General features: G+C 61.1%; 18 protein-coding genes. 11 read left to right on the top strand and 7 right to left on the bottom strand.

Annotated features, from left to right (window positions below; translation table 11 throughout):
* Positions 1 to 255 precede the first annotated feature (255 nt).
* Positions 256 to 2,898 carry a transglycosylase domain-containing protein gene (locus ACOQOT_RS00215; protein ID WP_420560414.1) on the top strand — a complete coding sequence of 881 codons (2,643 nt, stop codon included), beginning with the start codon at positions 256 to 258 and terminating at the stop codon, positions 2,896 to 2,898.
* Positions 2,899 to 2,901: 3 nt separating this feature from the next.
* Here the strand turns inward: ACOQOT_RS00215 and ACOQOT_RS00220 are convergent, their stop codons facing one another.
* Positions 2,902 to 3,681: a M48 family metallopeptidase gene (locus tag ACOQOT_RS00220; RefSeq protein WP_420560415.1), complete on the bottom strand. Its 780-nt coding sequence runs from the start codon at positions 3,679 to 3,681 to the stop codon at positions 2,902 to 2,904.
* A gap of 55 nt (positions 3,682 to 3,736) precedes the next feature.
* Between ACOQOT_RS00220 and ACOQOT_RS00225 the strand changes: the two genes are divergently transcribed.
* The gene (locus tag ACOQOT_RS00225) at positions 3,737 to 4,186 is read left to right on the top strand and encodes a VOC family protein (RefSeq protein ID WP_420560416.1); all 450 of its coding nucleotides are present in this window, start codon (positions 3,737 to 3,739) and stop codon (positions 4,184 to 4,186) included.
* Positions 4,187 to 4,204: 18 nt separating this feature from the next.
* Here ACOQOT_RS00225 and ACOQOT_RS00230 read toward each other — a convergent pair whose 3' ends face one another.
* Both ACOQOT_RS00230 and ACOQOT_RS00235 read right to left on the bottom strand, forming a co-directional pair.
* Positions 4,205 to 5,443: a polyhydroxyalkanoate depolymerase gene (locus ACOQOT_RS00230; protein WP_420561969.1), complete on the bottom strand. Its 1,239-nt coding sequence runs from the start codon at positions 5,441 to 5,443 to the stop codon at positions 4,205 to 4,207.
* Between the two features lie 209 nt (positions 5,444 to 5,652).
* Positions 5,653 to 6,285 carry an SCO family protein gene (locus ACOQOT_RS00235; RefSeq protein WP_420560417.1) on the bottom strand — a complete coding sequence of 211 codons (633 nt, stop codon included), beginning with the start codon at positions 6,283 to 6,285 and terminating at the stop codon, positions 5,653 to 5,655.
* A gap of 255 nt (positions 6,286 to 6,540) precedes the next feature.
* On the opposite strand from ACOQOT_RS00235, the gene ACOQOT_RS00240 reads away from it, so the two are divergent.
* From ACOQOT_RS00240 to ACOQOT_RS00260, 5 genes are all read left to right on the top strand, one after another.
* On the top strand, positions 6,541 to 7,134 hold the full coding sequence (locus ACOQOT_RS00240) for an ankyrin repeat domain-containing protein (RefSeq protein ID WP_420560418.1): 594 nt from the start codon (positions 6,541 to 6,543) through the stop codon (positions 7,132 to 7,134).
* Positions 7,135 to 7,197: 63 nt separating this feature from the next.
* Positions 7,198 to 8,262 carry an MBL fold metallo-hydrolase gene (locus tag ACOQOT_RS00245; RefSeq protein WP_420560419.1) on the top strand — a complete coding sequence of 355 codons (1,065 nt, stop codon included), beginning with the start codon at positions 7,198 to 7,200 and terminating at the stop codon, positions 8,260 to 8,262.
* Positions 8,263 to 8,382: 120 nt separating this feature from the next.
* Positions 8,383 to 9,750 (top strand): ActS/PrrB/RegB family redox-sensitive histidine kinase, encoded by a 1,368-nt coding sequence (locus ACOQOT_RS00250; RefSeq protein WP_420560420.1) that lies wholly within the window; start codon positions 8,383 to 8,385, stop codon positions 9,748 to 9,750.
* Between the two features lie 147 nt (positions 9,751 to 9,897).
* Complete coding sequence (locus ACOQOT_RS00255) at positions 9,898 to 10,467, top strand: ActR/PrrA/RegA family redox response regulator transcription factor (RefSeq protein WP_420560421.1); 570 nt, start codon at positions 9,898 to 9,900, stop codon at positions 10,465 to 10,467.
* A 329-nt stretch (positions 10,468 to 10,796) separates the two neighbouring features.
* On the top strand, positions 10,797 to 11,189 hold the full coding sequence (locus ACOQOT_RS00260; RefSeq protein WP_420560422.1) for a hypothetical protein: 393 nt from the start codon (positions 10,797 to 10,799) through the stop codon (positions 11,187 to 11,189).
* A 10-nt stretch (positions 11,190 to 11,199) separates the two neighbouring features.
* Here the strand turns inward: ACOQOT_RS00260 and ACOQOT_RS00265 are convergent, their stop codons facing one another.
* The 3 genes from ACOQOT_RS00265 to ACOQOT_RS00275 all read right to left on the bottom strand — a co-directional run bounded on the left by ACOQOT_RS00265 (position 11,200) and on the right by ACOQOT_RS00275 (position 13,825).
* Positions 11,200 to 11,676, bottom strand: coding sequence for an MmcB family DNA repair protein (locus tag ACOQOT_RS00265; protein WP_420560423.1), 477 nt, complete (start codon positions 11,674 to 11,676; stop codon positions 11,200 to 11,202).
* Positions 11,673 to 12,581, bottom strand: coding sequence for a phosphotransferase family protein (locus ACOQOT_RS00270; RefSeq protein WP_420560424.1), 909 nt, complete (start codon positions 12,579 to 12,581; stop codon positions 11,673 to 11,675). The genes ACOQOT_RS00265 and ACOQOT_RS00270 overlap by 4 nt, the downstream gene beginning before the upstream one ends.
* A gap of 116 nt (positions 12,582 to 12,697) precedes the next feature.
* The gene (locus ACOQOT_RS00275; protein WP_420560425.1) at positions 12,698 to 13,825 is read right to left on the bottom strand and encodes a ferritin-like domain-containing protein; all 1,128 of its coding nucleotides are present in this window, start codon (positions 13,823 to 13,825) and stop codon (positions 12,698 to 12,700) included.
* A 22-nt stretch (positions 13,826 to 13,847) separates the two neighbouring features.
* On the opposite strand from ACOQOT_RS00275, the gene ACOQOT_RS00280 reads away from it, so the two are divergent.
* From ACOQOT_RS00280 to ACOQOT_RS00295, 4 genes are all read left to right on the top strand, one after another.
* Positions 13,848 to 14,021, top strand: coding sequence for a hypothetical protein (locus ACOQOT_RS00280; protein ID WP_420560426.1), 174 nt, complete (start codon positions 13,848 to 13,850; stop codon positions 14,019 to 14,021).
* 573 nt (positions 14,022 to 14,594) lie between these two features.
* Entirely contained in the window at positions 14,595 to 16,955 is a 2,361-nt protein-coding gene (locus ACOQOT_RS00285; protein ID WP_420560427.1) for an efflux RND transporter permease subunit, read from the top strand.
* 187 nt (positions 16,956 to 17,142) lie between these two features.
* On the top strand, positions 17,143 to 17,598 hold the full coding sequence (locus tag ACOQOT_RS00290) for a TerB family tellurite resistance protein (protein WP_420560428.1): 456 nt from the start codon (positions 17,143 to 17,145) through the stop codon (positions 17,596 to 17,598).
* Between the two features lie 166 nt (positions 17,599 to 17,764).
* Entirely contained in the window at positions 17,765 to 19,222 is a 1,458-nt protein-coding gene (locus tag ACOQOT_RS00295; RefSeq protein WP_420560429.1) for a catalase, read from the top strand.
* A gap of 97 nt (positions 19,223 to 19,319) precedes the next feature.
* Here the strand turns inward: ACOQOT_RS00295 and ACOQOT_RS00300 are convergent, their stop codons facing one another.
* Positions 19,320 to 21,905: a S8 family peptidase gene (locus tag ACOQOT_RS00300; protein WP_420560430.1), complete on the bottom strand. Its 2,586-nt coding sequence runs from the start codon at positions 21,903 to 21,905 to the stop codon at positions 19,320 to 19,322.
* Between the last annotated feature and the right edge of the window lie 25 nt (positions 21,906 to 21,930).

Raw genomic sequence — 21,930 nt, forward strand, 5'->3', positions numbered from 1 at the left:
GCTGCGCCGGGGCGCGCACCTTCCTGTTGAGCCAATAACTCCATGCAACCCTCTAATACGGCCTTAATATCGGGGTCTTCCGCACGATTTTTCACGGTCCCGTTAGCACAAAGAGCGCTTGAATGCGTCCTTTCCCGTAGCGGGATGCCGCCTGGCAAGGATTTGCCTCAGTTCTGCCCAGCTTTTGGGGAAGAATAAGCCTCTCGTTTAGGACTCGTTAACCCTCTCTTTCTAGCGTCACCGAAACAGCCCTTCATGATGGATTCCGACGATATGAGCTCCGGGGATAACAGGCGCGGCGGCGAGGATAAAAAATCCTCCCGAACCAAACCGCCCCGCGGCTCCGGCGCGCCCGAGGGCGTTTGGCGCGAGCGCCGGGTACAAGGGCTCGGCACGGTGCGCCTTGGGCCTGAAGGCGAGGGCAAGACACGCCTGAAAAGAGAGGCGCCAGGCGACGAGCCGGAGAGCGGGCGGAAAGAGGAGGGGCCGGAGCGCCGCCCGAAATCGACTTTCGACCTGCGCGATGTCTATCCCGTGCCTCCCTTCGCAGGGCAGGTCTCTCCTGCAAAAAAAGCTGCGAAGAAAAAACGCGCAACCACGGATGACGATGTGACGGCAAAATCCAAACCCGCAAAGCGCGCCGCAAAGAAAACGCCCGCCAAAAAAACCGCAGCAAAAAAACCGGCTGCCAAGAAGGCTGCCCGCAAAAAATCCCGCGCGGCGGATGCACAGCCCTCCATGAGCTATTTCGATTGGGCCATCCGCGGCCCGCGTTCTTCTTATTCGGCGCTGAAAGCGGTGGCAGGCATATTCGCGCCGCCGCGCCGCAAAAGACGCGCTTCGGGCGGAGGCGGCTCGGGCGGCAATGGCAATGGAAGCGGCCGGAGCGGCAGCGGCGGGCGTCCCTCCCGCAAACCCATGCCGGTGAAAGCGGGCAAGCTTGGCTATTGGACGGCGGTCTGCGCGGCCTGGGGCGGCATCTTTCTCGGCATGATCATTTTTTATTATGCCGTCACGCTGCCGGGCACGGATGAGCTTTGGGATGTCGATAACAGTCCCGGCGTCACGCTGGTTTCCGAAGACGGCGCGGTGCTTGCGAACCGGGGCGGCTTTGCGGGCGCTGCGGTGCCGCTTGCCGATCTGCCGCCGCATCTCGTGCATGCGGTGCTTGCCATCGAGGATGAGCGCTTCTATTCGCATCTGGGCATCGACCCGCGCGGTATTTTGCGCGCGGCCTGGGTGAATTTCAAAACGGGCTCCTTCACGCAAGGCGGCTCCACGATCACTCAGCAGCTTGCCAAGAATGTCTTTCTGGAGCCCGACCGCACGCTTGGGCGCAAAGTGCAGGAAGTGCTGCTCGCGCTCTGGCTCGAAGCGCGCTTCACCAAGGATGAAATCCTCACGCTCTATCTCAACCGGGTCTATTTCGGCGGCGGCGCTTATGGTGTGGAAGCGGCGGCGCGGCGTTATTTCAACAAATCCGCGCGCGATGTAACCCTTGCCGAAGGGGCGATGCTGGCCGGCCTCTTGAAAGCGCCCTCGCGCTATGCCCCGACCCGCGATCTCTCGCTTGCCCAGGAACGCGCGGCAACCGTGCTTGCCAATATGGTGCGCGAAAAATTCATCAGCCAGGAAGAAGGCCAACATGCCTTCGATCATCCGGCAACACTGAACGGCTACAAAGGTTCGGGCTCGGTCAATTACGCGGTGGACTGGGTTCTGGGTGTGTTGCCGAGCTTCGCCGGCCGGCCCACCTCCGACACGCGCGTTATCACCACGATCGATCCTTATTTGCAGCGTAAGGCGGAAGCGGTGCTGGAAGAAGCCTTGGCCCGTGATGGGGAAAAGCTCGGCGTGCGCCAGGCGGCCATTGTCGCCATGACGCCGGACGGGGCGGTGAAAGCCATGGTGGGCGGGCGCTCTTACCGGGAAAGCCAGTTCAACAGAGCCGTGCAGGCCAAGCGCCAGCCGGGCTCGGCTTTCAAACCCATCGTCTATCTTGCCGCCATCGAAGGCGGGCTTTCCCCGCAAAGCGTGCGCGTCGATGCGCCGATCAGCGTCGATGGCTGGTCGCCGGAAAATTACGGGCGCAAATTCGAAGGCATGATGCCGGTGCACCGCGCGCTCGCCCGCTCGGTCAACACGGTCGCGGTGCAGATTTCAGAAGAAGTGGGCCGGGATCAGGTGATCCGCACGGCGCGCCGTCTCGGACTTTCATCGCCCATGCAGCCGCATCCTTCTCTCGCGCTTGGCACGTTCGAGACGAACCTTTTGGAGCTGACCGCCGCCTATGCCTCCTTTGCCAATGGGGGCTACGGCGTCATTCCCCACGGCATTGAGCGGGTGGAAACGGGCACGGGCGTCCTGCTTTACGAGCGGCGCGGCGACGGGCCGGGCCGGGTGATTTCCCGCCGCGCGCTCGGCGCCATGAATTTCATGCTGAAGGAAGTGATGGAAAGCGGCACGGGCCGCAAAGCCGCCCTCGATGGACGGCCCGCTGGCGGCAAAACCGGCACGAGCCAGGACAGCCGGGACGCCTGGTTCATCGGGTATACCGCCGACATCGTGGTCGGCGTCTGGGTGGGCAATGACGATTCAACGCCCATGAACCGCGTGACCGGCGGCACGCTGCCCGCCGTCATGTGGCACGACTTCATGGTGCGCACGCAAAAGGGCGTGCCCGTCTCCGCCTTGCCCGGTTCCTTCGACGGCTCGGATGTGGGCACCGCCTCCATTGCAAGCGGCAATGACGGGAACCGGGACGAGAACTGGCCTTTCTCCGTTTCGCGGGACGAGCAGCCTGACGAGGCTCGCTCTTTCCTCGATAGGATTTTCGGCGCGGCGGCGCAGGACGAAGAAACGGCGCCGGATCTCAGGCCCGGCCGTAAGTGGCGCTAGGCTTTAAACCTCCGCCAGATCGGCGCTTTCGAAAAAACCTGTTTCCGATCCATAGCGGTGAAGCCCCGGTCCTTCGCTTTCCAGCCATTTCATGGCGGCGCGGTAGTCCGGCATAAGCTCGGCGACCAGCCGCCAGAAACCGAAGCCGTGGTTCATGTGCACAAGATGGGCAGCTTCATGCGCGGCTACATAATCGAGCACATGGGGCGGGGCGAATATCAGCCGCCAGGAAAAGGAAAGCGCCCGGCTTGAGGAGCACGAGCCCCAGCGGCTTGTCTGATCGCGCAAGGTGATGCGTTTCGGGCGCACACCCACATGCGCGGAATGATGCAGCACACACTCATTGAGCGCGGCGCGGGCCTGGGCTTTCAGCCAATCGGTCAGGCGGCGGGCGAGAAAATTTTCATCGCCGCGCACGATAAGTTTCGGCAATGCTGTTTCGCTCCCTTGTTCCACGCGCACCGTGCCGCGCGCGCCGGCCTCATGCACGATTTCATGCATGACGCCGCGGAAAGGAATAAGCGCGCCCGGCGCAAAAGGCACCGCATCGGGCACGATCTGCAATTGCTCGGCAATCCAGTCTTTATGCTCGCGGGCGAAGGACAGCGCGGCGGGCATGCCGCGGCGCGAGGGAGAGGTAACGCAGATACGGCCCGCCGTCAGATCGACGCGCAGCACGAAACGGCGCGCGCGCGGATTGTGACGAACGGTAACGGGCAGGCGGCGGCCATCGACTTCAATGACATTGGTCAACAGCGCGCTGGATCGTGGGGGCTTGGACATGCAGACGAATCACACTCAACATTGTTTCAGCTCAAAAAGCGTCTAAGCTCGTCTCATGTCAAGTATACCCCGTTTTCATCTCGCGTTCCCCGTTCATGATCTGGAAGAGGCGCGGCATTTTTACCGGACGCTTTTGGGCTGCCGCGAAGGGCGCTCGGACAGCGCCTGGGTGGATTTCGATTTTTATGGTCATCAGATCGTGGCGCATCTTGTTTCGCCTTCTTCTGCAAGCGCAGTGCAAGGGAAACACAAAGATGCGGGCGCCAATCATGTGGACGGCGAAGATGTGCCGGTGCCGCATTTCGGGCTGATCCTGAAATGGGACGATTGGACGGCGCTGGCGGAAAAAGCAAAAGCAGCGGGGATCGCTTTCGTGATCGAACCGCAAATCCGCTTTCAGGGCAAAGCGGGCGAGCAGGCGACGATGTTCTTTCGCGATCCGAGCGGCAATGCGCTGGAGTTCAAGGCATTTCGCGATGAACGTCAGATTTTCGCAGTGGATTGAAAAAAGAAATCGGGGGCTTTAAGCGGCGCCATCATGCTTTTGGATGAAAGCGCTGACACGCGGGGCAATGTCTTCTTCCCAGCGCGTGCCGTTGAAGACGCCGTAATGGCCGACGCCTTTCTGCTCATAATGCGCGCGGTTTTCATCCGGAATGTTCTTGCACATGACATGAGCGGCGAAGGTCTGGCCGACACCTGAAATGTCGTCCTTCTCGCCTTCCACGGTCATCAGCGCGGTCTTGGTGATCGCACCGAGATCAACTTTCCGGCCTCTATGCGTGAAGAGCCCGCGCGGCAAATGATGCTCGACGAAAACGCGCTTGATGGTCTGCAGATAATAATCGGCTGGCAGGTCCATCACCGCGAGATATTCATCGTAAAAGGCGCGGTGCTTGGCCGCCGAAGAACCGTCCCCTTCCACAAGATGGCTGAAATAATCCCAATGGGCGCTGACATGGCGGTCGAGATTCATCGCCATGAATCCCGAAAGCTGCAGGAAGCCCGGATAGACGGGGCGGCCGTGGCCGGGATGCGGCCAGGGCACGTTCATGATCACATTGGCCGGGAACCAGTCATAGCCTTGCGTGGTGGCGAAACGGTTCACCTCGGTCGGATTGATGCGGGTGTCGATCGGCCCGCCCATCATGGTCAGCGAGCGCGGGGTTGCCGCATCGCCGTCTTCGTTCATCAGCGCCGTGGCGACAAGCGCCGGGACGGAGGGCTGGCAGACGGCGAGCATGTGGAGGTCCGGGCCGAGAACCGCGCACATCTCGCGCAGGTAATCGACATAATCTTCAAGATCGAATGTGCCCTCGCTCATCGGCACCATGCGCGCATCGGCCCAATCGGTGATGTAAACATCATGGCGGGGGAGCAGCGCTTCGACCGTGCCGCGCAGCAAGGTGGCGTAATGGCCGGAAAGCGGGGCGACGATCAGGAGCCGGGTTTTGGCCTCGGCCGGCACGAGCGCCTCGTCGCGTTTGAAATGCAAGAGCCGCCCGAAGGGTTTTTGCCAGATCACTTCCTCGCGCACCGGCACCGGCTTGCCGCCGATTTCGGTTTCGGTAAGCCCGAATTCCGGCTTGGCGTAGCGGCGGGTGGAGGTTTCGAAAAACTCGCAGGAAGCGGCGAGGGTGCGCCCGAGCTCGGTGCCGTAAAGCGGATGGCTTTCATGCCCCAGCGCTGCCGCACTCCACTGCGCCGCGGCCCGCAGGGGCGCCACGGCGGCATGGTTGAGTTCGAACATCTGATAGAGCAAACGGTTCACGCCATATCCCGGGTTCGTGCGGGCCCAATTGCCAGCCATTGCGGGGGCGGCGAAAGCGCCCAAAATTTGTGCAATGCAGCGCGAATTCTACCGATTTATGACGTCCGGACAAGATTTTTTGCACTGCACAATACAGAATGCGGTAATGGCAGGCATGAAAATCGAGGAAAAAGAAGGGCTTAGCGGCTTTCTTGGGAGCCTTAACTGGCCTGGCCGCCTTCTTCCTCAATGAGCTTGTTCATCCGCTCGGCCATGGCGGAAGGCGCGGTGCCGGGCCCGAAATGGGTGAGGAAGCCGCCATCCGGCCCCATGAAATAGAGCACGGAAGAATGGTCCATCGTGTACTCGGCGGAAGAGCTCTCGTCTTCCACCTTGGCGTAATAGACCCGGTAGGCTTTGGCTGCAGCGGCGATTTCTTCCGGTGTGCCGGTCAGCCCCACCAGGCGGGAATGGAAATGGCCGACATATTGGGCCAGCGCCTCGGGCGTATCGCGCTCCGGGTCGATGGTGATAAGGAGCGGCTGCACCTTCTCGGCGTTCTCCCCCATTTCCTCAAGCGCGGCGGACATGGTCTGCAATTCGGTGGGGCAGACATCCGGGCAATAGGTAAAGCCGAAATAGATGAGCTTGTACTGGCCCGCATAGTCCTTCTCGGTGACGCGGTTGCCTTTGTGATCCGTCAGCTCGAAAGGCCCGCCGATCAGCGCGCGGTTCTGCGCCTGGGAACTTGCGCCCTCTTCGGAAGGCGGCAAAAGCGTGCTCAAGGAAAGGCTGATCAAAACGGCAGCGACAACCGCAAGGGCGATGAGAAGGGTTTTCTGGCTGCCGGACATGCTCTTTCCTTTGCTCTCTGGGTCTGCTCTCTTGGCGCTACCGGCCTATAGATAAGCCGAGCCGGGCGGGTTTGGCCAGAGCGGGCGGCGCTGAAAGGGCCGCGTCATCTGCGCGCGGGGGCGGAGATTTTTTGCTATTCTGCGCCCGCAATTGCAGTATAGCCGCCGCTGCGGCCTTTCGAGCGGAAAGGCGCAGGCAGAAGGCTACAAGGATTTGTGATGGTGAACGGAAAAAGCAGTGGGAGCAAAAAAGCCATGAGGGAGCATGGGGGCATCAAGCAGACCTTTTTCGCGGCGCTCGCCCTTTCTGCCTTTGTCTTTGCGGCGGGCGCGCCGGCCAGTGCCATTCAGCGGCCTTCCGTTGTCACCCCCGATACCCCTTATATCGAGGCGATCCGCAAAGGCGACCTCGATACGATCAAGGCAGAGCTGACACGCGGCACGCGCATCGACACGCGCGACAAGCTCGGCCGGCCCGCACTCATCGTCGCCATCATGTTCGGTGAGCGGGACATTGCCCATTATCTGCTCGACCAGGGCGCCCGGCCCGATTTGAAGGATAAATCCGGCAATAGTGCGCTCTGTTACATTGCCCAGAGCGGCAATGCGGTGCTGGGCGCAGCGCTTTTGAAAGCGGGCGCGGACCCGGACCGCACCTGCGAGGAGCGTGAAACGCCGATCATCATCGCGGCGCGGGCGGGGCATGAAGAACTCGTCGATCTTCTCATCGAATATAAGGCGGATCTGGAAGCCTCGGACCTGACAGGGCGCACGGCGCTCTCCCTTGCAAGGGACCGGCGCCATAGAGGCATCGTCAAAGCCCTTGAAACGGCGGGGGCTTCTTATTGACGCCTTTTGGGCGGCCCTTGGCGCACTGGACAGCGGCCCTCCGGCTGCCTATCTGTCTAATTCATGAAGCAGAACAAACCTTCCGCGCGCGGCGGCGCGCATAAAACGGCAGGCGGGCCGGATACCCAGCGGCCCTGGCACCATTTGCCGGGCGGGCGGTTCCGCAATCCCGCCGGCAGCCCCGTGCGCAGTCAGGCGCCGGTCAAATGCACGCTGCCCTTTTTCGCGCGCATGGTCCGCCAAAGCTTCGATACGGTGGAGGTGCCGGACGGGCATGTCATTCCCCGTCCGCTCGCGCACCGCGCGCTTTCGGACCATATGGTCAAGCAAGGCGATTTTCTGACCTGGCTCGGCCACGCCTCCTTTCTCATGCGCCTCAACGGCAAGGTCATTCTCACCGACCCTTATCTGACGCGTTATGCGGGTCCTGCCGGGCTTGGGCCGAAGCGCTATGTGAAAAGCGGTATCGCGATCGGCGATCTGCCGCCTGTCGATTATCTGGTCGTCAGCCATAATCACTATGATCATCTCGACGAGCGCGCGCTTGCCAGGCTGCCCGGCAAGGAGCGCATGACCGTTATCGTGCCGCTGCGGCTTGGGGAATTTTTCACCGCGCGCGGGTTCAAGAATGTCGTCGAGCTTGATTGGCACGATGCCTTTGAAGGCGAAGGCGTGAAGATCACGGCGCTGCCCGTCGTGCACTGGTCCCGCCGCTCCGGCTTCGACACGAACCGTACGTTGTGGGCCGGGTTTTCTTTGAAGAGCGAGCGCCATCATGTGTTCTTCGGCGGCGACAGCGCCTATGGCCCGGTCTTCGAGGAAATCGGCAAAGCCTATGGGCCTTTCGATACGGCGCTGATCGGCATCGGCGCCTATGAGCCGCGCGTCATGATGGCAGCCTCTCACGCCAATCCGGAAGAGGCGGTGGCGATCGGCCGGGATATTGGCGCCAAGCGCCTTGTCGGCATGCATTGGGGAACGGTGGTGCTGACCGCCGAGCCGCCCTTCGAACCGCCGGAGCGGTTTATGAAAGCCGGGCGCGAGAGCGGCTACACCAATCACGATCTCTGGATCATGGCGATCGGCGAGACGCGCGATCTCTCCGATCCCTGGCCCGCCAATACGTAAAATCCTTTAGCGTGATCCGAATGGCTTGATCCGGGCCGCTGCGGTGATTTATCCCGCAAGTGCGGGCGGGCGTGTATGCTCGTGGCTCAATGCGTCAAGCGCTCGGGAGAAAGGCCAGCGATGAGCGATCACACCATCACCAGCGATTTCAAGGAACCGCGCCGTTTCGGCAAGGACCAGATGCGGCGGCTGGGCGCGGAAAGCGGCGTGCGCCTGCAAACCCAGGTGCTCTTGCGCTGGCTGGCGGTGGCCGGCCAGCTTGCCGCCGTGCTTATGGTGGATTTCGCGCTCGGCTTCGATCTGCCGCTCGGCATGTGCCTCGGGGCGATTGCCGCCTCCGCCTGGCTGAACGTTTTTCTCGCCGTGCGCTATCCCACGACGCGGCGTTTGCCGGACGGACAGGCCGCGCTTTATTTCGGCTATGACGTCTTGCAGCTCGCGGTGCTTCTCTATCTGACGGGCGGGCTTGCCAATCCTTTTGCGCTGCTCTTCCTCGTGCCGGTGACGATTTCGGCGACGACGCTGTCGCTGCGCTCCACCGTCTCGCTCTGGTTTCTGGCGGCGGCGCTGGTCAGTTTCCTCGCCTTCTTTCATCAGCCTTTGCCTTGGCAGGCAGGCGAGCCGTTGATCCTCGACTTCCTTTACATTCTCGGCATCTGGGTGGCGCTGGAACTCGGGCTCGGCTTTATGGCGGTTTATGCCTGGCGCATCGCGCAGGAATCAAAGCGCATGTCCGATGCTTTGACCGCCACGCAATTGGTGCTGGCGCGCGAGCAGCGCCTTTCGGCCATCGACGGGCTTGCAGCCGCGGCCGCCCATGAGCTCGGCACGCCGCTCGGCACGATCTCACTCGTGACGAAAGAATTGCAGCGCGGGATGCCCGACGAAGAACAATTGCGCGAGGACCTTGCGCTTCTTCACAGTCAGGCGGAACGCTGCCGCGATATTCTCTCGCGCCTGACGCGCCAGCCCGATGAGCGCGACGCGCTGCTTGCCCGCCAGCCCGTCTCGCTGCTCTTGAATGAAATCGTCGATCCTTACCGCGGCTCCGACGTTTCCATTCAGATCGAACTGGAAGCGGAAGGCGAGACGACGGAGCCGGTGCTGCCGCGCGATCCGGAAATCATGTACGGGCTCGGCAATCTCGTGGAAAACGCCAGTGACTTTGCCGAGGATAAGGTCATCGTCAAAGCGGTCTTTTCCAACGAGCGCATGCATATCCGCCTGATCGACGACGGGCCGGGTTTTCCCGCCGACATTCTGGAAAAGCTGGGTGAGCCTTACATCACCACGCGCCCGCGCAGCGGCCTTGCCGACGAGCGCGAGGAGCATGAGGGGATGGGGCTCGGCTTTTTCATCGCTAAGACCTTTCTGGAACGCTCCGGCGCCGATGTGAGCATTGCAAATCGCGGCGATGGGGTGTCGGGCGCGATTGTGACGGTGGAATGGCCGCGCGCCTTGATCGAAGCCGGCAGCCGGGACGTATAAAAGCGTATAGGCCCAAAGGATCTGAATTAAGTCTCTGGCGGGCCTCACAAAAGTTGGCGCGGGCGGAAAGAAAGCCTAAATTATGAGCATGGGCTTTCATCGGGTAAGAGTCCTGCAGAGAATAGGGCAGAAGGTAAGGAGAGCGCTGTGAGCGGAACGGAAACGGCAGGACAGGGCGAAACGGGCGCGGGCGAAGAGCGCACGCTGTTGCTCGTTGACGATGACAAGCCGTTTCTCACGAGGCTCAGCCGCGCGATGGAAGGGCGCGGCTTCGAGGTGACGATTGCCGAAACAGTAGCCGACGGCAAGGCGCTGGCGCGTGCCGGCAAGCCGGCCTATGCGGTGGTGGACCTGCGCCTTGAAGATGGCAACGGCCTTGACGTCGTCATGGCGCTGCATGAAGCCCGGCCCGATGCGCGCGCCGTGGTGCTGACTGGCTACGGCAATATCGCAACCGCGGTTGCTGCGGTGAAGCTCGGCGCGGTGGATTATTTGGCCAAGCCCGCCGATGCCGACCAGGTGGAAGCGGCATTGCTCGCCAAAGGCGACGGCATCGCTCCGCCGCCGGAAAACCCGATGTCGGCGGACCGGGTGCGCTGGGAACATATCCAGCGCGTCTATGAGCAGTGCAACCGCAATGTCTCCGAGACCGCGCGCCGCCTTAACATGCACCGGCGCACCTTGCAGCGCATTCTGGCGAAACGTGCGCCGAAGTAAGCGGCTTTCGTTTTCTCTTTAGTTTTTTCGTCACCCTCGGGCTTGACCCGAGGGTCCATACGGCGCTGCGGTTTGGCATAGCCTCTCTGTGGACCCCGGCACGAGGGCCGGGGTGACAGGGAAAGTGTGGGGCGGGGCTCGTAGGGTTTCTCCCGTTCAGCCGAGTTTGGCGATTTCTTGCGTGTTTTTCATGTCGTGTCTGACTAGGGCCACTTAAATCGCGGGCACAGGATGGGAAAAGAATGTTGTCTGTGTCCTAGTCGCATTACTCTTTAGGCGTATCTTCCGGCGCAACATCAAGCATTCTCGGTAAAGGGCTAAAGGGAAAAATGTCGAATCATACTGATGAGAATGAAGTACAGAAGGCCGCCATACAAAAATTTCGAGAGGCATTGCCCATTTGTTTCGCCGCTGTTGGCGGTAGCGTAGTCGTTATGTCGGGGCTTTTGGTCGCGTCTGTGCCTTATCCAGAACTGGCCACGCATATGGTTCATAGTTTTGTTGGTTGTGTGGTGGCGTTTTTCATAGTGTTCGGTGTGGCCATGTCAACAATATTGAGTGGCGATCATGCTTTGGTCAAAATTCCATTTGTAAAAAAGCCGACCCATGTGTTCGTCTATGCAGTTGCCCTTGCCATGCTACTTTCTGTCAGTGCTGTTTCTTACGCATTGGTATTCATTGGAGAAGCGCAATTTCTAGAAGAAGCCCGCTTCGAGCCATGATGCTTCTCAGCTAAACGCCGCTGTCGATGGCGAGATGGGCGCGGCGGGCGGCGACGCGGGCGAAGAGCAGGGTGACGGCCTTGCGCCGCGCGGCGGGTAACCGGTCTTCCGGGCTTTCGCGTAAAACCTCCGCACCGAATTGATCGGCGACGATGAGGCCCGTTTCTTCCGGCAGCACCTCGCGGGGAAATTCCATCGGCACGGCGAAAAAGAAGCGGTCGCAGAAATCCAGATAATCTTCCCATTTCTGATCGGCGCGGAAATCGGCAAGGCTCGATTTGATTTCAACGGCGATGATCTCGCCTTTCGCGTTGATGCCCGCCACATCGATCCGCCGCCCGGTCTTGAGCGAAAATTCGGTCAGCGGGGCAAAGCCCATATGAATGAGAAGGCGGCAGACCCCGCGCTGCACGGCAGCAGCGGTGGGAGACTGGCGCCCATCCACAATGGCGAAGTCGAGATCTTCATGTGTGATCTTGCCGCTCATGCCGTCTCGATCCCGGCTTGATGAAGGCAGTGCTCGAGAAGCCCGCGCAGGCGCTGGGCGGTGCGGATATGGGTGGAGGCTTCGATGGCATAGGAGGTGAGCGCATCGAGGGCCGCGCCAAGATAATAGCGCCGCCGGTCAAGCGCGCCCCCGCCTGCCTTATAGCCGCGGAAAATCGCATCGCGCCAGTCGGGCCGGATTTCAAAATGCCGCCATTCCGCCTCACCCCAGCCAAGCCCGCATTCGGCCCAGTCGAGAAGGCCGAACCCGACCTCAGGATCATAGACCACGTTTTCAAGATGCAGATCGCCGTGCAGAAAAAGCGGCGCGGCGGTCTCCTCCTCAAGGCCTTTGCCGATCAGATCCGCCATGGCCAGAAGCTCGGGCGCGGAAAGGCGCGGGCGGGCAAGTTGCAAAAACCGCTGCAAGGGATCGCCGGGCGCAGGATCGGGGAGAGGTAAGGCGTGGAGCATGGCAAGGGCGGCGCCCAGTTCCTCGCCCATTTCATCGGCGCTGCGCCGGGCAAGGGCCTGCGGGTGAGAAAGCGGCAGGCCGGAGAGCCTGTCCATGCGCAGCCAGTGACCAAGCGGGCCATGCGGGCCGCTGACGCCGCCAAGGGCCCCGTGCGCATGAAGACGCGGCGCGCGGAGGGGCGCGGGCAGGGCGGCGTCTTGCAAGTGCGTGAGCGCCAGCACCTCGCGCCGGAAGGCGCCTTCGGCGGCGCCGAGTGCGCGGCCCTGGCCGACGGTTTTCAGCACGCTGCCATCGCCAAGATCGAAGACCGGCCCGCGCAGCCCCGCGCCGATCACCGGCCAGGGCGGGGCGGGCAGCGCATGGCCGTCTTCCGCCAGTCTTTCATGCAAAGAACGGCTGAGCGCTGCGGCTTGGTCGGGGCTGAGGATCATGGCTCATCTTAAGGAGCGGGCGGGCGCCAGAGCAAGCAGGCAAAAAAGAGCAAGCGCACAAAAAAAGAGCGGCCCGGGGGCCGCTCTTTCACACCGAGGGAGGTGAGGATCGCTGCTTACTCGGCAGCGGATACTTTCGAAAGCGCGTCGGTATTTGCGCTGAAGTTGATCGTCTTCAGGTACTTGATACCTTCTTCGGCGATGTCGTCGCCGACCATCCGGTCGCCTTCGTCGCGCAGCTCGTCCATGTCCACATAGGTGGCATAGAAAGCTTTCGTGCGATCGGTGATGATGCCGGCTTTCAGCAGCGTCTTGATCAGCACGCGGAAGATGTTCGTGCCTTCCTTCATCTGCTCGCGGCGGTCATCGTCGGTCACCGCTTCGATCATTTCAGCCTGCACGGTTTCCCAGTCGAGGCCGAACTGCGGATAAAGCACCTTTTTCTGCTCGGGGTTCACGAGGTTGAAGAGCAGCGTCTGGAAGCAATGGGCGGCCCAATCCTCGATGATCTCCTGTTCTTCCTTGGAGAGTTTCGGGATCGTGCGGTCGGCCCAGATCTTGCCGAACTTGTGGTGGAAGGCTTCGTCCGTCATGACGAGCTGCGTCAGCTTGACGAGCAGCGGGTCGTTGGAGCGGGTGTAGAGCGAGGCGAAGGCGCCCATGGCAAGGCCTTCGACCAGCATCTGCATGCCGACGATCTTTTTATAGACTTCCGGCGCATTCACGATGTCGGTGAGCAGATCGCCCAGCGTCTGGCCGACCGGGAGCGGCTTACCCCAGCGGGCCTGCACGTAGCGCGAGAAAGCCGTGACGTGACGGGCTTCTTCGCGCGTCTGGTTGGCGGCATATTCCTGTGCGCCCGGATCGCGCAGAATGTGGCAGAGGCTCGCGGAAAGGTTCAGCGCGCCTTGCTCGCCATGCAGAATGGCCGAAAGCATCCAGCGGGCGCTTTCGTTGGCGAAGCGGATTTTCTCTTTTTCGGAGAGCTTCTGGAAACAGGGCAGGCGGAGTTCGACGATGAACTCTTCCGGCATGATCATCTCGTTCTCCATGTCGAAGGACTCGGAGAAGTCGATATATTTTTCGTCCAGCGGATCCCAGAAATGGTCATGGGTCGCGGAAATGATCTTGTCGAACGCCGTCGAACGCGCACCGTAGCGCTCGACATCCATCATGGCCGGAAAATCATCCGGCGCGACGGCATCATAAGCTTCGTCTTTGGTGATCTGACGAATGTCGGTCATTTAGTCCTCCAGAAGCGGCACAATGGCAAAGCGTCCGGTTTATTCCGGCGTCTCCACCCGATTGAACGCAAAGGCGCGCCCGGCCCTTATTCAGGCCTTCAAAAGCTACGCCGTCGTTCCCTACCAGATTGTCAAGATAGGGGGCGGCACGGGGGCTTTCAAGATAAAAATGACGGGTGTGTCATCTTTCTATTAAGCATAGTTATCGTAAGCTTATCAAAGCTGGGTGAAGAGCTGTCCCGAGGCCTTTGGGGGGCCTTTGGCGGGGCCGGCCGGGGTAAATTGGTTAAAATTGGAGCAATCGGGGGCCGGGAGGGATGGCCCGGGCGCCGGCGGCGGCACGGGAGAAGGTAAACGGCCTGCGGCGCAGCGTCCCTTTTTGTGTGTGCGGCGTTACATTTCCCGAAAAACTGTGCTATCGAGCGTCAGGTTGGGCGAAAACTGCAAGCCAATTCAGGCGCCATAATGCTAGTCTGCCCAGCCGGGGACGTAAGAAAAAGAACCGGGGAACCGGCAGCGGGAACAAACATGGGAGGGGGTCCGACTGTTGCGTATGCGACTGGCGTAGCACCTAGAACGATCAGGAAAGAGCGCCTGCATAACAGGACAATCTGACCCGGTCACACCCCCCGACAGTTTGATGACCAACCCCCGCACTTGATGCGTGGACGGATGATCCGTCTCTGCATAAAGCCGTGGGGTCGCGGGAGCGTTTATAAGTAAATAAGGGGGCTGCGCAGGTGCGCGGCTTAGGAAACGGGATAGGTCCATGGTCAAGTTTTTGGAAGCCTTAGTCTTCAAGACACGCGCGCTTATTCTCGCGGGTCTTGCCGTATTCACGGTGATCTGCGGCTACTCAGCCGTGCAGCTGAGTTTGGATGCGGGCTTCGACAAGCAGCTGCCCAACGGGCACGAGTACATCCAGACGTTCCAGGAATATCGTGAGAAGCTTTTCGGCTCGAACCGCATCATCGTGGTTCTGGAAGCCAAGGAAGGCTCAATCTGGAACAAGGAATTTTTCCAGACATATAAGAATCTCACGGACGACATTTTCTTCCTGCCCGGCGTCGCCCGTCACACCGTGACGAGCCTTTGGACCCCGAACACCCGCTACCTTGAAATTACCGAAGAAGGGATCCGGGCCGACGACGTGATCGGCGGGACGGTGACCGCCGAGACGATGACCGAGGACGACCTCGGCAACATCGAAAACAACGTCATTCGCGGCGGCTTTGTCGGCCGCCTGGTCGCGGAAGATTTCACGGCGGCGATGATCACCGCCGAGCTTCTGGAATATAACCCGCAGACCCAGAAGAAACTCGACTATTTCGATCTGGCCGCGAAGCTGGAAAAGGAAATCCGCGCCAAATACGAAGTCGAAGGCGGGGACTACAATGTCCGCATCATCGGCTTTGCCAAACTGATCGGCGACATTGCCGACGGCGCGCAGACGGTGGTGATCTTCTTCATTGCCGCCTTCATTCTGACGGTGCTGTCGGTTTACCTCTATTCGCGTTCCGCGATCCTGACCTTCCTGCCGCTCTTCTGCTCGCTGACCTCGCTGGTCTGGCAGTTCGGCATTCTGCACTTCCTCGGCTACGGGCTCGACCCGCTGGCCATTCTCGTGCCCTTCCTCGTCTTTGCCATCGGGGTGAGCCACGGGGTGCAGCAGATCAACCTGATCACGGCTGAAATCAGCCGCGGGGCGAATGCCGAAGAAGCGGCCCGTTCCAGCTTCTCCGGTCTCCTGATCCCCGGCTCCATGGCACTGGTCACGGACCTTGTGGGCTTCGGCACGCTCTACATGATCGAAATCCAGATGATCCAGGAACTGGCCATCACCGCCTCTATCGGTGTGGCGCTGAAGATCATCACCAACCTTCTCATGCTGCCCATTCTGGCCAGCTACTTCACCTTCGATGAAGGCTTTGCCGACCGCGTGGCCCGTGCCCGCGAGTTCCGCATGAAGATCATGAACGTGCTGGGCAATATCGCGAACCCGAAAACGGCGGTCGTGACCTTCCTCATCTCTGTCACGCTCTTCGTGGTGGCGGTGATCGAAAGCCAGAACCGGCATGTGGGCGCGCTGCACCCCGGCTCGCCGGAGCTGAAGGACGACGCCCGCTATAACGTCGACTCCAACGTCATCGCCGGCAAGTTCGCGCTCGGCCTCAACCTCCTGACCGTGGTTGTGGAAACGCCGTCGGAAGCCTGTATCAAATATCCCTACATGGAATATTTGAACCGCTTCTCCTGGTACATGCAGAACGTGGACGGCGTATCGCTGGTTCTGTCGCTGCCTTATGCGGCCAAGAACTCGTCTTCGGGCTGGAACGAAGGGAACCTGAAATGGCGGGCGCTGCCGCGCAACCAGTTCGCGCTGGTGCAGGCCGTTGGTCCCGTGCCGCCCTCTTCCGGTCTTTTGAACCAGGACTGCTCGGTGCTCTCGCAGCTGATCTTCCTGGAAGACTCGAAAGCGACGACCATCGAAACGGCGGTCGAGGCGGTGGAGCAATACCGCGCCGATAACCCGCTTGAAGGCGTCACCATCCGTCTGGCCTCCGGTAATATGGGCGTGCAGGCGGCGGTGAACGATGCCATCGAGGAAGCCGAGCTTCCGATGATCCTCTGGGTCTATGTGGCGATCGTGGCGCTGGTGATCCTGACCTACCGCGACTGGCGCGCGACGGTGGCCTGTACGGTGCCGCTGACCTTCGCCACGTTCTTCGGCTACTGGTTCATGGAGATCCTGCAGATCGGTCTGACGGTGGCGACGCTGCCGGTGATCGTGCTGGCGGTTGGCCTCGGCGTGGACTACGCGTTCTATATCTACAACCGCGTGCAGTTCCACCTGGCCGAAGGGTTCAATGTGACGGATGCCTACAAGCAGACGCTGCATGAAACCGGCATGGCCGTGGTCTTCACCGCCATCACCATGGCGATCGGTGTGTCGACCTGGACCTTCTCGCCGCTGAAATTCCAGGCGGATATGGGCCTGCTGCTGACCTTCATGTTCATGACCAACATGATCATGGCGATCACCACGCTGCCTTCCATCGCGGTGATCCTGGATATGCTCTTCCCGCGTAAGAAGCCGGTGAAAGCGCCGTCGGGCGCGCTGGCCCACTAAGGGACGGGCCCATCGGGGTGTTTGATCCCGATCAAAACAAGTGTTGAGATGACGCCGCCGAGGGACATTTGCCTTCGGCGGCGTTATCATTTCCGGGCCGGGACAAGAACGCGGCCAGCACAGGTAAGCACAGACAGCGCTGCCGGCTGGGCTGGGCGGCAAGGGCCCCGCAAAAGGAGGAACGCATATGTTGGACCGTATCTTGAATTTCATTGCCCGGGGACCGGCCGCGCCCGCCCCCCAATTGGAAAGCGCCGCCACGCGGCGTGAGCTGGCGGCGGCGGCCTTGATGGTCGAGGCGGCGCGGCTCGATAAAAGCTTCGATGCCGCCGAGCGCGCGGCGATCATCCGTGTGGTGAAAGAGCGCTTCAGCCTCTCGCCGGAAGATGCGACCGAGCTTGTGGCAGTGGCCGAACAGGCCGAGCGGCGCAATTACGACCCTTGGGTCTTCGTCGAGACGGTGAAACGGTCTTTCTCCGAGGAAGAGAAAAAGGACCTCCTGAAGGCGCTCTGGGAAGTCGCCTATGCCGATGGAGGGCTGCATAAGTTCGAAAGCTATCTCGTCAATCACGTCTCCAAGCAATTGGAGCTGACCAAGGAAGATTGCGAGACCGCTCGTAAAGCGGCCGAACAAGCCGCCTGAACGGACGATGCCCGCAAGACCGGCGGAAATCCGCCAATCGGGACGAAAGAAGGAGAGGCAGTGCCTCTCCTTTTGTTTTTTAGAATTATTATAATAAACCTTGACGCGCAGCCATCTGCTCCTTACATTGGAATTGTTCTAAACAAAATTCCAAGGGGAATGAGCCATGTCCGAGAAACCGCGTTTGACGACCGCCGGCGGGGCGCCGGTTGCCGATAATCAGAACTCCATGACGGCCGGTCCGCGCGGCCCGCTTTTGATGCAGGACGTGCATCTCATCGAGAAGCTCGCCCATTTCAACCGCGAGCGTATCCCCGAGCGCGTCGTTCATGCCAAAGGCTCGGGCGCCTTCGGCACCTTCACGGTGACGAACGACATTTCCAAATACACCAAGGCGAAGATTTTCGGCGAAGTAGGCAAGAAAACGGAGATGCTGGCGCGCTTTTCAACCGTTGCCGGGGAAGCGGGCGCGGCGGATGCCGAGCGCGACGTGCGCGGCTTCGCGCTCAAATTCTATACCGAGGAAGGCAACTGGGATCTGGTCGGCAACAACACGCCGGTCTTCTTCATCCGCGATCCGCTGAAATTCCCCGACTTCATCCATTCGCAAAAGCGCGATCCGAAAAGCCATTTGCGCTCCGGCACGATGCAGTGGGATTTCTGGTCTCATTCGCCCGAAAGCCTGCACCAGGTGACGATCCTCTTTTCCGAGCGCGGCCAGCCGAAAACGCTGCGCCATATGAACGGCTATGGCAGCCACACCTATTCCTTCATCAATGAGGAAAATGAACGCTTCTGGGTGAAGTTCCACTTCAAGACCATGCAGGGCATCGAAACCAATAGCGGCGATGAAGTGGCAAAGCTCATCGGCGAGGACCGGGAGAGCCACCAGCGCGATCTCTTCACCTCGATCGAGAAGGGCGATTATCCCAAATGGCGGCTGATGGTGCAGATCATGCCCGAGGCCGAGGCGGAAAAGACCTGGTACAACCCCTTCGATCTCACCAAGGTCTGGCCGCATGGCGATTATCCGCTCATCGAAGTCGGCATCATGGAGCTCAACCGCAATCCGGAAAACTATTTCGCCGATATCGAGCAGGCCGCTTTCGAGCCCAACAACACGGTGCCCGGCATCGGTTTCTCGCCGGACAAGATGCTGCAGTCGCGTCTCTTTGCCTATCAGGATGCGCACCGCTACCGGCTCGGTGTGAACTATACGCAGATCCCGGCCAACAAGCCGCGCTGCCCGGTGCATTCCTATCAGCGCGACGGGGCGATGCGGGTGGACGGCAATGGCGGGGCGGCGCCGGTCTATGAGCCCAACAGTTTCGGCGGGCCGGTGGATGCTGCGCGCTTCAAAGAACCGCCGCTGAAAATTTCCGGCGATGCGGATCATTACGATCACCGCGAAGGCAATGACGACTACCGCCAGGCGGGCGATCTCTTCCGCCTGATGAACGAGGCGCAGAAGAAACATCTCCTCGACGCCATTGCCGGCGCCATGGACGGCGTGCCGGAAGAGATTCAGCGCCGCCAGATCGGCCATTTCCTGAAAGCCGACAAGGCTTACGGGGAAGGTGTCGCAAGCCGCCTCGGCATCCCGGTTGCAGACGCCGCCGAATAGGTTTGGCTAATCAAAGAGCAGGCGCCGGTTCCAAGCCATAAGGCGCCTCTTGAAGCCCGTGACCCTCCAGCTCCCTGGGTCACGGGCCTTTCTTTGCTCAGAACCGGTGCTGCAGGCGCAGGACCGCCGCCGTTTCCTGGCGTCCTGCAATGTGATCGGCTTCGCTCCGGTGGAACGTAAGCCCGGTCAGCCGCGTGCTCGGATCGATATCGAACCCGTAGGTTACCTCATACCGGGTCTCCTGGCCGGAAGGGCGTAGCGAGACGTCCTGATGGCGGGTGAGAATATCGCCGTTCCAGTCCCGCCAGACAGGCAGATTGAGCGATGTCTGCCCGCCCGTGATGCGCAAGGGCTGCGAGACGGCAAGGCCGAGCGCATCGCCCTTTGAGAAGAGATGCTCGCCGATAAGCCCGCCCGACATTTGCTGTGTCTTGACGTTGCCCACCGATGTGATGAGAGCGGCGGCCGCTCCGTCCACAACTGTCCAGCCATGATGGTAGCTGCCGAGGAGGGTCCAATGCTCATCGATTGCCGCTTCCGCGCGGATGCCGGCAAAGGCGGTACGGGAATCTTCACCAAGACCGAGCCCGCCGCGCGCGTCGGTGCCGAGCACCGTACCGTCCTCACTCATCGCCCCGCCATCGATCCCGATGGCGATGCTCCCGGTGGGGCGCAGGGAAAGCGTGGTGAAGGCACCGAACCCATCAAAAGCCCGGTCCTCATTGCCTTCCCCTTCAAAGGAAAGAACGCCGATGCTGGCCTTCTCGCCGAGCGGCATTTCAAAGCCCGCCGAATAACCGTCCTCGGCAAAGCCCGCATAAGGCACCGAGAACATTTCAGGCCTATAGGCGAAGGCCGTTTGCGCGGCTTCAGGCGCAAGGCGGTTTAGAAACTCGCCGCTGCTTTGATGAAACCCAGCACTGAACGTGCCGCCCCAGAGCGGGGTGTCGAGAAACGCCGCATCGATTTCGACGCCCGTGCCGAGCTGTGTGGAGCGGAAATCGAGATCGGCATCCCGCACCGAAATGGAAACGCCGCCGCCGCCTGGCAGCACCGTTTGCGTGAGATTCGTTCGTTTGCCAAGCGATTGCAGCGTATCGAGCGCAGTGATGACGGGCTCCTGGACGGCGACCCTGTCTCCCAGATTATAAAGAAAGGCCGCGCCGCCCTCATCGAAAGCGGCGATCCGCAGCCCGTCCAGTGCCTGTGTAAAAGCATCGCCGAAGGCGCGCGAGGCGCTGAGTACGGTCTGCATGATGCTGGGGCCTGTGCCGCCATCATGCACATTGCCGCTGGCAAGCACCTGGACGCGGCCGATGGGGCTCGTCGCCGCATCGAGATCGAGAATGCCTTGGCCGTGGGAATTCGTGCTATAGCCGGCAAAGGACCGGTCGGCAGTGGTAAGAAGGCGGCTCACCGCCTCTTCCGGGGAAAGGCCGAGCCCTTGCACCACGAGCACGACGGCGCCGCTGACAAGCGGCGTTGCCATGGATGTGCCGGAAAGATTGCCATAGGTGCTGGTGGGCACGGTGGAATAGATATTCGTGCCGGGCGCGGCAAGACAGAAAGCCTGCGCTTGCCCGCAGCCGACGCTGACGACCTGGTCGCTGCTGTTTACATTTGTCACAGCAAGCCAGCGGCCCATCAGGCGGCTGTCGACAAGCGGCATGCCGGAGGAAACATCGATGCCGCCTAATGCGGGGTTATTGGATGCGGCAAAAACGATGACGCTGCCTCTGTCTTGCGCGCCGTCCATGGAGTTCAGAAAATTCTGCCAGTCCGAGGCTGCGCCGCCGACAACGCTGGCAAGCGCGCTGGCCGTGCTTTTGCCGCCCGCGATTTCCGCCTGTACGTCGGAGATGCGTGCATTATAGCCCCAGCTATTGCTGATGACTGTGGCGCCCAGAATACCGGCGCGGGTGAACTGCGCGGCGGACTGATCGAGCGTGCCGAACTGATAAAGCGCAAGGTTGGCATCGAACGCCGCCCCGTGCATGCCGACATTGTCTTTCCGTGCTGCGGCGATGCCGGTCACGTGGGTGCCGTGCGTTTCGATCGGCATGGCGCCGGGCAGGGGATTGCCCGCGGCATTGAACTGCACCTGAATTTTGCCGGAAAATTCAGGATGATTGAGCTGATAGCCGTCATCGAGAATGGCGATGGTGTGGCCCGCGCCTGTGTACCCCCGCGCGTAAGCATGGGCGAGATTGACCCGGTCATAGCCGCCATGGGCAAGATATTCGGAGGTGCGGAAAGCATTGACGGCGGCCGGTGTCGCCGGGTCGGTGACGACAGTGCTGCCGCCGGCCCCGCCGCCATCATCGCCGCCGCCGCCCCCGCTCGCGCCGAGCGCCACAGCGCCGCCGACAACGGCCACCCCGCCGGCAATGGCTGCGACCGTGCCCGCGCCTATCCCGCCGGCGCTGGCGCTCGCCGCACCTGCCGCCCCTGTGCCGGGAGCGGCTTCTGCACGCTGCCGTCCCGCAGCGTTTTCAGGTTCTTCTCCGGCGCTGTCTCTTTCGATGCTGAAGGGGGCGGCAATGCGCCAATCGGGCGTGAATTGATTATCTGAGAACGGATCGCTTGCTTGCAGGTTCTGGACGGGCAATGCGCAAAGCGCGATTGCCGAGACGGTCAGGACGGCGCGCTGCGGGCCCCGCCTCCATAGATGCAGGTGCGGCATGTCATCTCCCTCACACATACTCCTC

The organism is Tepidicaulis sp., assembly GCF_965222285.1.
Classification (GTDB): domain Bacteria; phylum Pseudomonadota; class Alphaproteobacteria; order Parvibaculales; family Parvibaculaceae; genus Tepidicaulis.